Here is a 13,318-nt window from a genome sequence, read left to right as displayed (position 1 = left end):
ATCCGGGAGGGAGAGACATGTCCGAGATTGTGCGCGTGGTCGAGGAGGCCGCGGCCAAGCTGAATCTGACCACCATTGCGGGACTGGACCTGGCCAGGTCGGTTTCGCTGGTCGAGGCGATCAACACGGAGCTGGGGACGAACCTCTCCAGCGGGGTGGTCGCCGACCACCCCGACATCGGCCGGCTCGCCGCACATGTGGAGTCGGTACTGGCCGCGCAGGGCCCCCAGGAGGAGGTGGCGATCGTCGGGCTGCACTGCCGGACCGGCGGCGCCGCCGGCCCGGAGGAGTTCTGGGACCTGGTGCGGGAGGGCCGCGACGTCACCCGGGAGATCGACGACCCGGTCGCGGTGCGGATGTTCCAGGAGGCGTTCCCCGGCGCGGCGCTGCCCCGCTACGGAGCGATGCCGGACACCGACGCGTTCGACCCGGGGTTCTTCCGGATCGCGCCGACCGAGGCCGCGGCCATGGACGCGGCCCAGCGCGTGCTGCTGGAGTCCAGCTACCACGCCCTGGAGGACGCCGCGATCGACGCCGCCACCCTGCGCGGGCAGCGGGTGGGCACCGTCGTGGGCACCACCGGGCTGGCGCCCCAGGCGGAGTACAACGCGCACTCGCTGCTCGGCTCCGACACCAGCGTGATGGTCTCCCGGCTGGCCTACCACCTCGACCTGGCCGGACCGGCCCTGGCGATGGACACCGCCTGCTCCTCGTCGCTGGTGGCCCTCGACCTCGCCGCCCGGCTGCTGCTGTCCGACGAGGCCGACCTGGTGCTCGCGGGCGGTGTGTACGCGGCCAACCATCCGGGTGTGTTCCTCACCATGCAGAGCCTGGGCACCGTCTCGGGCACCCGCAGGTGCCGTCCCTTCGACGCGGCCGCCGACGGCATGCTGGTCGGGGAGGGCGTGGGCATGCTCGTCCTCAAGCGGCTGTCCGACGCGCTGCGGGACAACGACCGGGTGCACGGGGTGATCCGGGCGAGCGGCACCAACCAGGACGGCCGCACCTCCGGCATCACGGCCCCCAGCACCCAGGCGCAGGCCGGGCTGCTGCGCGGCGTGCTGAACCGCAGCGGCGTCGCGGCCGAGGACCTGGGCTACTTCGAGGCGCACGGCACCGGCACCACGCTCGGGGACCCCATCGAGATCGCGGGCATCACCTCCGCCTTCGAGGGGCTCACCGACCGCACCGGGTACTGCCCGATCGGCTCGGTGAAGGCCAACATCGGCCACACCATGGGCGCCGCCGGAGTGCTCGGCGTCATCAAGGTGCTGCTGAGCATGCGGGCCGGGGCGGTGCCGCCCGCGGCGAACTTCAGCACGCCCAGCCCGCACATCGACTTCTCCGCGGCGCCGGTCCGGGTGGCCACCGAGGAGTCCGCGTGGGTGCCGGGACCGGACGGCCGCCGGCACGCCGCGGTCAGCTCCTTCGGCTACAGCGGCACCAACGCGCACCTGGTCCTCTCCGACCTCCCGGCCCCCGCGCGGCCGCAGGCCGCCCGCCCCGGGCGGCACCTGGTGCCGCTCTCGGCGCGGAGCGAGGAGCGGCTGCGGGCCAAGGCCGCCGAGCTGGCCACCGCGCTGCGCGGCCCGCTGGCCGGTGCCGACCTGGCCGATGTGGCCTACACCCTGCAGGTCGGGCGGGAGGCGATGGCGCAGCGCGCGGCCGTGGTCGCGGACTCCACCGCCGAGCTGGCCGACCGGCTGGAGGGGATCGCGGCGGGGGAGAGCGCCGAACCGCAGGACCTGGCCCCACCGTTGGCCGAGGCAGCCAGGCAGTGGGCGGCCGGGGAGCCGGTGTCCTGGGCACGGCTGCACCTGGGTGCGGCGCCGCGCCGGATCGGGCTGCCGGGCTACCCGTTCGAGCGCCACCGCTACCCGCACGTGTGGGCCGACGGCACGCCCATCGAACGCCCCACCGACGGCTCGGCACCGATGTCCCCGGCCGCCTCCGCCGACAGCGCCCGCGGCGGGGGTTCCGCGCAGCCCGCCGGACCCGCCGAGGAGACCGCACCCGGAGTGCCGTCCGTGCTGCCGGAGCTGGACGCCGCGGCGGCCGCACACCTGGCGGAGCACCCGGACCGCACCAGTCTGCGGGCCGCGCTGGAGGCCGAGGAGCTGGCGGACGAGCTGGCGGCGCTGTGCGAGCAGTTGCTCCTGGCGTCGCTGCGCCGGATGGGCGTGTTCGCCGCGGCGGGGGAGCGGTACACCGTCCAGGAACTGATCGGGCGGCTCGGCGTGGTGGCCGAACACCACCGGCAACTCGCCGGATTGGTGCGGCTCCTGGTCGACGCCGGGCACCTCGCCGAGGACGGCGACGGTTTCGTCACCACCGAGCGGTGCGCGGCGGCCACCCTCCAGTGGGAGGAGACCGAGGTGGACCGCCTCACCGGCGGGCTGCTGGAGCGCAGGCCGGAGATGGCCGGCTTCGCCAAGCTCCTCACCACCTGCCTGGACGCCTATCCGGACGTGCTCACCGGCAAGCGCAAGGCCCACGAGGTGCTGTTCCCCGACGGCTCCTTCACCGCGGTCGAGGGCGTCTACCACAGCGACCAGGACGCCAACGCGCTGGTCGCCCGGCTGGTCGCGGACTACACGGCCGCCCGGCTGGAGCGCGACCCGGAGGTGCCGGTGGCGGTCGTGGAGGTGGGAGCGGGCACCGGAGGCACCACCGCCTCGGTGCTGCCCGCGCTGTCCCCCTACAGCGACCGGGTGCGCTACACCTACACCGACATCTCCCGCGGCTTCACCCGCTACGGGGCCGACCGCTACGGCAGCGAGCACGACTTCCTGGACACCGCCGTGCTGGACATCGAACGACCCGCGGCAGCACAGGGGTTCGCCGGGGGCGAGTACGACGTGGTGCTGGCCACCAACGTCCTGCACGCCACCGCGCGCATCGACCGCACCCTGGCCAACGCGCGGTCCCTGCTGCGGCCCGGCGGCATCCTCATCCTGCTGGAGGTCACCCGGGTGCAGCCGTTCCCGACCCTGACCTTCGGGCTGATGCCGGGCTGGTGGTCGTTCGAGGACACCCGGCTGCCGAACGGGCCGCTGCTCAGCGCCCCGATGTGGCGGCAGGCGCTGGAGCGGGCCGGACTGGGCTCGGTGAGGGCCTACTCGCTGCTGGCCACCCGCGAGGACCGGGCGCTGGAGTCGGTGCTGCTGGCCGAGAACGCCGGTGCCACCGACACCGCCGCACCGGTCGAGCCGGCCGTGCCCGCGGCGGCCGCGACGGCCACGGCGCCCGCGGCCGGGCGCGCCGCCGCACCGGACGGCGGCGGGGCCGCACCGGCCACCGCCGAGGGCGGCGCCCTGGAGGCCATGGTGGCCGAGGCGGTCGCGGAGGTGCTCGGACTGGCCTCGGTGGCACCGGCGGACGACTTCCACGAGCTGGGCGGCGACTCGATCCTCGCCACCCAGGTCATCTCGCGGCTGCGGGACCACTTCCCGATCGAACTCGACCTCGGTGGCCTGTTCGAGGCCGGAACCGTCGCTGCGATGGCCCGGCTCGTCGAGGCCGAACTGGTCGACCGGATCGACGAGCTCCCCGAGAGCGTCGTCGCCGACATGCTCGCCTGACCTGCGCCCCGGCCCCCACCCCACCGAACTCGGCAGAAGGAGCACTCCCCATGTCATTGGACGAGAAGGCCGGCGCGGGCAGCGATCGGCTGTCGCCGCAGAAGCGGGCGCTGCTGGCCAAGCTGGCCGGGGGCCGTCGGCAGCCGGGGGCAGCCGCGGGCGGCGGCATCCCCCGGCGTGATCCGGGGGTCCGGCCCCCGCTGTCGTTCGCGCAGCGCAGGCTGTGGTTCCTCGACCAGATGGTGCCCGGCAGCCCGGCCTACAACGTGGTGATGACCTTCGCCATCAGCGGTCCGCTGCGCCCGGACCTGATCGGCCGCGCGGTGGACGAGATCGTGCGGCGGCACGAGGCGCTGCGCACCACGCTGCCGGACGAGAACGGCGAGCCCTGGCAGCGGGTTGCCGAGGAGCTGACCGTGCCGGTCGTCACGCACGACCTGCGCGCGGACCCCGACCGGCTGGACGCCCGCGTCGCCGAGCTCGCCAGGGAGCCGTTCGACCTGGCCGAGGGGCCGCTGCTGCGGGTCGTGCTCTTCCGGCTGGCCGAGGAGCGCTGGGTCGTCTTCCTCAACGCCCACCACGTGGTGGTCGACGGATGGTCCCTGGGGCTGTTCTGGGAGGAGCTGCTGACCCTCTACGACGCCTACGACGCGGGCCGGCCCTCGCCGTTCCGGGAGCTGCCCATCCAGTACCCGGACTTCGCCATCTGGCAGCGCGAGCACCTGAGCGGCGAACGGCTGGAGAACCAGCTCTCCTACTGGCGCGAGCGGCTCTCCGGCATCACCGAGCACCTGGAACTGCCCTTCGACCGGCCCCGCCCCGCCGTGCAGAACTTCGAGGGCGGCGACGCCGAGCTGGTCTTCCCCGGCACGGTGCGCGACGGGCTCCAGGAGCTGGCCCGCGACCAGGGCGTCGGCCTGTACACGGTGCTGCTCGCGGCGCTCCAGGCGCTGCTGCACCGCTGGACCGGGCAGCGCGACATCCCGGTGGGGTCGCCGGTCACCAACCGCACCCACACCGACGTCGAGCCGCTGATCGGGTTCTTCGTCAACACCCTGGTGCACCGCGCCGAGGTCGACGGGGAGCAGACCTTCGCCGAGCTGGTGGCCGCGGTGCAGGAGGGCGCATCAGGCGCGCAGCGCAACCAGGAGGTCCCGTTCGAGGCGATCGTGGAGGATCTGCGGCCCGAGCGCTACCTCAGCCAGAACCCGCTGTTCCAGGTCTGCTTCAACTTCCTGCCGGCCCGTCCGCTGCGCTCTCCGGCCGGACTGACCGTGGAGCGCATCTCCGGCGTACGCAACGCCACCTCCAAGTTCGACCTGTGGATCAGCATCGTCGACCGGAACGACGACCTGCTGGTCGAGGTCGAGTACAACTCCGCGGTGTTCGACCACGACACCGTCGACCGGCTGCTGGCCGCCTACCGCACCGTGCTGGAGGCCGTGGGGCGCGACGCGCACTCCCCGATCGCCGCGCTGCCGGTCATGACCGACCAGGAGCGGGCACGGATCGAGGACGAGTGGGGCCCGCAGTCCGACACCGTTCCCGTGCCCGCCGAGCTGGCCCACGAGCTGTTCGCCGAGCACGCACGCCGCACACCCGAGGCGGTGGCGGTACGGCACGAGGGCATCGGACTCACCTACCGCGAGATCGACGAGCAGTCCGACGCCCTGGCCCGGGTCCTGCGCGACCGGGGCGTGGGGCGCGGCACGCTGGTGGCGCTGGCGACCGAGCGGTCACCGGAGCTGGTCTCGGGTGTGCTGGGCATCCTCAAGGCGGGCGGGGCCTACGTGCCGATCGATCCGGCCTACCCCGCCGAGCGGATCCAGTATCTGCTCGACGACAGCAAGGCGCAGCTCGTCGTCACCCAGCGGCATCTGACCGACCGCCTCGCGGCCGGCGGTGCCGCGGTGGTGACCGTCGAGGGTCATCCGCCCGCGGAGGCGCCGGGGCGGCTGCCCGGCGCGGGGCCGCAGGATCCGGCGTACGTCATCTACACCTCCGGCTCCACCGGCAGGCCCAAGGGCGTGCAGGTCAGCCACGCCAACCTCACCCGGCTGTTCGCGGCGACCGACCACTGGTTCGGGTTCGGTCCGCAGGACGTCTGGTCCCTGTTCCACTCCGCGAGCTTCGACATGTCGGTGTGGGAGCTGTTCGGCGCGCTCACGCACGGCGGCACCCTCGTCGTGGTCCCGCACGCCGTCAGCCGTTCGCCGGAGGACTTCCTCCGGCTGCTGCGCGAGGAGCGGGTCACCGTCCTCAACCAGACACCGCTGGCCTTCCGGCACCTGGCCGCGGCCGAGGAGACGGCACCGCCGGGCGAACTGGCCCTGCGCGTGGTGACCTTCGGCGGCGAGGCGCTGGACGTACCGGGGCTGCGCTCGTGGTTCGACCGGCACGGCGACCGGCAGCCCCGGCTGGTCAACATGTACGGCATCACCGAGACCACCGTGCACGTCACCTACCGCGAGATCACCCGGGCCGACCTGGAGTGGGCCTCGTCCGGATCGCCCATCGGCGTCCCCATGCCCGACCTGTCGGCGCGGGTGCTCGACGGCTACGGCGAGCCCAGCCCGATCGGGGTGCGCGGCGAGCTGTACGTGGGGGGCAGCGGGGTGACCCTGGGCTATCTGGACCGGCCGGAGCTGAACGCCGAGCGGTTCGTCGAGGGCCCCGGCGGACGCGAGTACCGCTCCGGCGACCTGGTGCGCTGGCTGCCCGGTGGCGAACTGGAGTACATCGGCCGCGCCGACCAGCAGGTCAAGATCCGCGGCCACCGGGTGGAGCTGGGCGAGGTCGGCGCGGCGCTCGCCGAACACCGGGGGGTGCGCGAGGCCGTCGTACTGCCCGATGCGGACGGCAGCCGACTCGTCGCCTATGTGATCCCGCAGCGGGACGCCGACCCCGGCACCGACGCGGAAGCCGCCACCGTCGCCGCTACCGCCGACGCCGCCGGGGACGGCGAACGCGGCGTGGAGTGGCGCGAGGTGTTCGACCGGGTCTACGACGAGGGCCCCGCCGTCGAACCGGGCTTCGACATCCGCGGCTGGACCAGCAGTTACACCGGCGAGCCACTGTCCCCGATGGACATGTGGGAATGGACGACCAGCACGGTCGACCGCGTGCTGGAACTGGGCCCGAAGCGGGTGCTGGAGATCGGTTGCGGTACGGGGCTGCTGCTGTCCCGGATCGCCCCGCACTGCGCCGAGTACCACGGCACCGACATGTCCGCGACGGCCGTCCGGAACCTGCGCGAGACCGTGGTCGAGCCGCGGCCCGACCTGTCGGACGTGGAGCTGCATGTGCTGCCCGCCCACGACCTGACCGCTTTCGGAGACGGGCAGTTCGACACCGTCGTCATCAACTCGGTGGTCCAGTACTTCCCGGACCCGGCCTATCTGCGCGAGGTGATCGCGGGAGCGCTGCGGGTCGTCGCCGACGGCGGCACCGTGTTCGTCGGCGACGTACGCGCGCTCCAGGTGTTCGACACCTTCCACGCCGATGTGGAACTGCGCCGCGGCGACGCCGCACCCGGCGCCGCCCAGGCGCGGACCCGGATCCGGCACGCCGCCGCGCAGGACCGCGAACTGGTGCTGGACCCCGCCTTCTTCGACCTGCTGCGCCGCGACCACCCCGGGATCAGCCGGGTCGAGACGCAGTTGCGGCGCGGCGAGCGGGACAACGAGATGAACCGCTACCGCTACGACGCCGTCCTGCACACCGGCGCCCCGGTGGCCCAGCAGGTGCCCGGGACCGTGCTCGACTGGGCGGCGGACGGGACGACCCTCGCGGCCGTCGAGGAGCTGATCCGCACCCGCGACCCGGAGGCGGTCGTGGTGCGCGGTGTGCCCAACGCGCGGCTGGCCGACGTCGTCGCGGCGCGGACCGCGCTCGACCGGGCCGGCCCCGAGGACCCGGCCCCCGCACTGCCCTCCGACGGCGCCGGGCCCTCCGACGGGGGCGCGGTGCACCCGGAGCGCTGGTGGCGGCTGGCCGGGCGGCTCGGCCGCACCGCCCGGCTCACCTGGACACCGGGCGCCGCGGACGGCAGCTACACGGTGCTGCTCGCCACTCCCGGCACGGCCCGGCGGTGGATCGCGGACCGGCCCGCCGAGCACGTCCGCGCGGAGGACACCTCGACGGACCCGGCGTTCGCCAACACCGCCGCAGCGCTCCTGCCGCAACTGCGCGCACACCTGAAGGACCGGCTGCCGGACTACATGGTGCCCTCGTCGTACGTGCCGCTGACCCGCTTCCCGATCAACACCAACGGCAAGCTGGACCGCACCGCACTCCCCGAGCCGCTGCCCGAACTCGCCGACGACGCCGAGGACGCGGTCGAGCCGGCCACCGCGACCGAGCGCGCCCTCGCCGAGATCTGGCAGGAGGTGCTGGGCGCCGGCCGGGTCGGGGCGGGCAGCAACTTCTTCCAGCTCGGCGGCGACTCGATCCACACCATCCGCGTCGTCACGGCTGCCCGCAAGCGCGGCCTCGAGCTCACCCCGCAGATGCTCTTCCAGCACGGCACCCTCAGCGAGCTCGCCGCCGCCGTCGCTGCGGACGCCGAACCGGCCGGAGCCGGAGCTGCGGGACCGGCGGACGCCTCGGACGCCGCCGCCGTCTCCGCCGCCGACGTCCTGGACCGGCTGCGGGCCGACCCCGCCGTCGAGGCCGTCCAGCCGCTGGCGCCGTTCCAGTCCTGGGCCCTGCGCACCCTGCTCGCCCACCCCACCACCGGCGCCTTCCAAGTGCACCGGCTCACCCCCATGCCGCGCGGAATGGTGGACCCGGAGGTGTTCAGCGCGGCCGCGACCGAACTGGCGCGCGCCTACGAGGCGCTGCGCACCTCCTTCGTCTGGGAGGGCGTCGAGGAGCCGATGCAGGTCGTGCACCGCGAACCCCGGGTCGAGTTCGAGTACGCCGACTGGCGGGGGCTGTCCCCCGCCGAGCAGGACGCGGAGCTGGAGCGCCACCTGGCGGCCGACCGGGAGCGCGGGGTCGACCCCGCGGTACCCGGCGGGCTGCGCTACTTCGTCGCCGACCTCGACGAGGAGCACTGCCTGATGGTGACCAGCCTCAGCTACCTGTGCCTGGACGGCTGGTCCTACGACATCATCGCCCGCCAGTTCGACGCGGTGATCGCTGATCTGACGGCCGGGCGGACCCCGGCCCCGGAGACCGGCCTGCGCTTCGCCGACTTCGTCGCCGAGACCCGCGCACGCGACCGGGCGGCCGAGGCGGACCACTGGCGCCGCGCACTGGCCGGGCTGCGGGAACCGGTCGCGCTGGCACCCCGCGTCCCCGGCAACCGGGTGGGCGCCGAGGAGGGCTACGGCCGTCAGTGGATCAGCCTGCCCGACGACCTGGCCGCCGGACTGCGCGCACTGGTCCCGGAACGGAAGACCACGCTCAACACGCTGTTCCAGGCCGGATGGGCGCTCACCGTCGGAGCCTTCACCGGGGACGGCGACCGGGCCGACGTCGCGCACGGCATGCTGCTCAACGGCCGCTCCGCCGCGCTGGAGGGCCTGGACACCATGGTCGGGCCCACGCTGAACATCCTGCCGCTGCGCACCCGGATCGACGGCGCCGAACCCCTCCCGGAGCTGCTGCGCCGGGTGATGGCCGACATGGCGCAGGTCGGGGCCCACGAGTACACCGTGCTCGACGAGGCCCTCGCACACGGCGAACTGCCGCCCGGCGAACTGCCCTGCGAGAGCTACCTGGTCTTCCAGAACGTCGGGATCGACACCTCCGAGCGGTTCCCGCCGGGGTACTACGTGACCCGGATGGGCTTCCCGCTGCGGGTCGACGTCTTCCCCACCAGCACCATGACCCTGCACATGTCCTACTACCGGGACCTGTTCACCGACGAGACCGTCCGCTTCCTCCTGGGCGCCTACACGGAGGTCATGCGGGCCCTGCTGGAGGCCGGGGAAGCCCCGGTGCGCGACCTGCTCGCCGCGGCGCGCCGCGCCACGGCCCCCACCGGTCCGGTGTCCGGCTTCCGGGAGGGACGCTTCGTGATCAAGGACATCCTCGCGCTCGCCGGAGGTGGGCAGTGAGCACCCCGACCGTCTTCATGTTCTCCGGCCAGGGCTCCCAGCACTTCGGGATGGGCGAGACCCTCTACCACCAGGAGCCGGTCTTCCGCACCGAACTGGACCGGCTCGACACCATGGTCGCCGAACTGCTCGGCCGCTCGGTGGTGGCCCAGCTCTACCACGGCGGCCGGGTGGGGGAGCCGTTCACCGACACCCTGGTCACCCACCCGGCGATCGTGATGATCGAGCTGGCCGCGGTCGAACTGCTGCGCGCGGACGGCATCGTGCCCGATCTGCTCCTCGGGGCGAGCCTGGGTGAGTTCACCTCGGCGGCGGTCTCCGGCGTGCTCACCGTCCCGGAGTGCCTGCGGCTCGTCGTGGAGCAGGCCAGGACGCTGCAGGGGCTGCCCTCCGGCGGGATGCTCGCCGTGCTCGCCGACCCCGGGCTGCACGCGCGGATGCCCGAACTGCGGGACCACACCGACCTGGCCGCGCGCAACGGCCCCGAGCACTTCGTGGTCTCCGGGGCCGAGGACGGACTGGCGGCGGCCGAGGCGGCGCTGCGCGCGGCGGAGGTCCCCTGCCAGCGTGTCCCGGTCGAGTACGCCTTCCACTCGCGGCTGCTGGACGTCCGCCGGGCCGCCTGCCAGGAGCTGCTGGGGGGCCTGGAGCTGCGGGAGCCGCGCGTCCCCCTCGTCTCCTGCGCCACCGGGGAACAGGTGGCGCGCCCGACGGCCGAGCACTACTGGCAGGTGGTCTCCGGTCCGATCGAGTTCGAACGCGCCGTCCGGGGCCTGGAGCGGACCGGCCCGCACCGCTACCTCGACCTGGGCCCCTCCAGCACCCTGCACAATCTGACCACCGCGCTGCTGGGTCCCGCGCGGGGGCGCTCGTATCCGCTGCTGAGCATCTTCGGCCACGACAGCCGGCAGCTCGCCAAGGTGCGGGACACCTTCCGGCCCGCACCCGGCGCCGCGCCGCGGACCGTCCGGCCCGCCCCGTCCGTCCGGCCCGCCCCGCCTCCGGCGGAAGGAGCTTCGATGCAGGTTGCCAAGGTCTACGGATTCCCGGGGCAGGGCTCCCAGTCCCAGGGCATGGGCGCCGAGCTGTTCGACCGGTTCCCCGCCGAGACCGCCGCCGCCGACGCCGTCCTCGGCTATTCCGTCCGCGAGCTGTGCGAGCACAACCCGCAAGGCCGGCTCCGGCAGACCGAGTACACCCAGCCGGCGCTCTACACCGTCTCGGCGCTCGCCTATCTCGCGCGCCAGGAGGAGGACCCGGTCCCGCCGGACTACCTGGTGGGGCACAGCCTGGGCGAGTACGCGGCGCTGTTCGCCGCCGGAGTCTTCGACTTCGAGACCGGGCTGCGCATGGTCGCCCGCCGCGGGGAGCTGATGGGGCAGGTCGCCACCGGCTCGATGGCCGCCGTCGTGGGCTGCGACCTGCCGACCGTCGAGTCGCTGATCGCCGGGATCGACGATGTCCACATCGCCAACATCAACGCAGCCGACCAGATCGTGCTGGCCGGCTCCGACAGCGGTCTGGACGCCGTCAAGCCGCCGGCCGAGGCGGCCGGGGCCCGCTACGGCAGACTGCGGGTGGGCGGCGCGCTGCACTCCCCCTTCGTCTCCGGAGCCGCCGAGGAGTTCGGCCGGTTCCTCGCCGGCCTCCCGCTGGAGGAGCCGCGGATCCCGGTGATCGCCAACGTCGACGCCAGGCCGCACGACGCGGCGGGACTCGTCCACCGGCTCACCCGGCAGATGGACCACCCCGTCCGCTGGCTCGACTCGGTCCGGTATCTGCGGCAGCGCGGCCCGTTCGAGTTCGTCGAGCTGGGCCCGGGCCGGGTGCTGCGCAACCTGGTGGCCCGGATCGAGAAACAGGCGTCCGCGGAGACCCCGGCGGCGGCCCCGCCTGTCGCCGCTCCGGCCGGGACCGGTCCGTCCGGGACCGGTCCGTCCGCGGCCGCGGAGCCGGCTGGTCCGGCGCACGCCGCGGGGCCGGCTGCCGGACCCGGGGCGTCCCGGGCGGAAACCGGGCCCGCGAGCGGTCCCGCACCCGAGCCCGCGCCCGTCCCCCCGGCGGACGGGGCACGGAGCGCCCCCGTGGCCACCGGGCAGCCCGGAGCCGCTCCGGCCGCCGAGGCGGGTCCGGCCCCGGGACCGGACGCCCGGACTGCCGAACCGACGGGTGCGGCCTCCGGGCCGACCGTCCCGGCCGGTGAACCGGCGGCACCGGTGCCCGAACCATCGACCGCGACCCCGGGGCCGACCCCGGCCCCGACCCCGGCCCCGGGGCCGATCGCGCGGGCCCCCGAACCGGTGGGACCGACCGCAGGATCGAGCGCAGCCGGACCGGTGGCGGCGGCTCCGGCGGTGGCCGGGCCGGGGAGCGCGGCCGGGTGGCCGGACGCAGACGGGGCCGCGGAGTTCACCGGGCTCGGCGCCGCCTCGTTCCGGGCGCGCTACGGGCTGCGGCACGCCTGCGTCGCGGGCTCGATGTACGGCGGGGTCTCGGGTCCGGATCTGCTCTCCCGGCTCGCCAAGTCGGGCGGTATGGGCTTCTACGGCGCGGGCGGTCTCACCCCGGCCGAGGTGGAGAGCGGACTCGGCACGGTGGTCGCCGGGCTGGGCCGGGACAACCCCTACGGTGCGGCACTGCCCTACCAGCAGGCCGATCCCGAGGGGGAGTTGGCGCTGGCGGAGCTGTATCTGCGGCTGGGCGTGCGGGTGGTGGAGGCGTCCGGGCATCTGGAGATCACCCCCGCGCTGGTGAAGTTCCGGCTCAAGGGCGGAGCGGTGCTGGCGAAGGTCAACCGCACCGACCTGGCCGAGCAGTTGCTCTCGCCCGCCCCCGCGGACGTGGTGCGGCACCTGCGCGAGCACGGCCACCTCACCGCGGAGGAGGCCGCCGATGCGGGCTCGGTCCCTGTCGCGACGGACCTGGTGGTCGAGGCCGGTGCCGGATGGCTCAGCAGCCCGGCGAGTGTGGCCACCGTGCTGCCTTCGGTCCTGCGGCTGCGCGACCGGCTGGCCGCCGGCGCCCGGCAGCGGGTGCACGTGGGTGCCGCGGGCGGGATCGGTACGCCCGAGGCTGCCGCCGCCGCGCTGTTCATGGGCGCGGAGTTCCTGCTGACGGGCTCGATCAACCAGTGCACCGTCGAGGCGGCCACCAGCCCGCACACCAAGGACATCCTGCAGAGCCTGTCGGTGCACGACGTGGACGACGCGCCCTGGCCCGAGATGTTCGAGCTGGGCGTGCGGAACACCGTCGTCCGCAAGGGGGTGTTCTACCCGGCCAAGGCGGCGAAGCTGCACCAGCTCTGGCGCGCCCACGACCGCTGGCAGGACATCGACCCCGGCACCCGGGACGAGATCGAGCGGCGGTATCTGCGCCGCCCGTTCGCCGAGGCGCTCGCCGCGGCCGGGCCGGGCGGCAGCCCCAAGCAGGACATGGCCGCCGTCTTCCGCAGCTACCTCGTCCAGGGGCTGGCCCTGGCACGGCAGGGCGACACCACCCGGAAGGTCGACTACCACATCCCCTGCGGCCCCGCGATGGGGGCCTTCAACGACTGGGTCCGGGGTACCGAACTCGAACCCTGGCAGCGCCGCAACATCGATACGATTACCGAACATCTGCTCGGCGGCACTGCGAAGTTGCTCGATGCGCGACGGTGCGACCCCGTCCGCTGAC

General features: G+C 74.2%; 3 protein-coding genes. All 3 read left to right on the top strand.

Features of this window, described 5'->3' with window-relative positions; translation table 11 throughout:
* Positions 1-17: 17 nt before the first annotated feature.
* From BMX65_RS20900 to fabD, 3 genes are read left to right on the top strand one after another with little or no spacing between them, the layout of a single operon-like run.
* Positions 18-3,581, top strand: a complete 3,564-nt coding sequence (locus BMX65_RS20900) for a beta-ketoacyl synthase N-terminal-like domain-containing protein (RefSeq protein ID WP_075001885.1) — start codon at positions 18-20, stop codon at positions 3,579-3,581.
* A 50-nt stretch (positions 3,582-3,631) separates the two neighbouring features.
* Complete coding sequence (locus BMX65_RS20895) at positions 3,632-9,646, top strand: non-ribosomal peptide synthetase (RefSeq protein WP_075001884.1); 6,015 nt, start codon at positions 3,632-3,634, stop codon at positions 9,644-9,646.
* Positions 9,643-13,317: an ACP S-malonyltransferase gene (gene fabD / locus BMX65_RS33645; protein WP_075001883.1), complete on the top strand. Its 3,675-nt coding sequence runs from the start codon at positions 9,643-9,645 to the stop codon at positions 13,315-13,317. Before BMX65_RS20895 ends, fabD begins: the two co-directional genes overlap by 4 nt.
* Position 13,318: the final 1 nt, after the last annotated feature.

The organism is Streptomyces qinglanensis, assembly GCF_900111245.1.
GTDB lineage: Bacteria > Actinomycetota > Actinomycetes > Streptomycetales > Streptomycetaceae > Streptomyces > Streptomyces qinglanensis.
This window is presented reverse-complemented; position numbering and strand designations above follow the sequence as displayed.

Bases quoted from the DNA above. Each gene is read 5' to 3' on its own strand.
- BMX65_RS20900 (WP_075001885.1), top strand. From the start codon at position 18: ATGTCCGAGATTGTGCGCGTGGTCGAGGAGGCCGCGGCCAAGCTGAAT.
- BMX65_RS20895 (WP_075001884.1), top strand. From the start codon at position 3,632: ATGTCATTGGACGAGAAGGCCGGCGCGGGCAGCGATCGGCTGTCGCCG.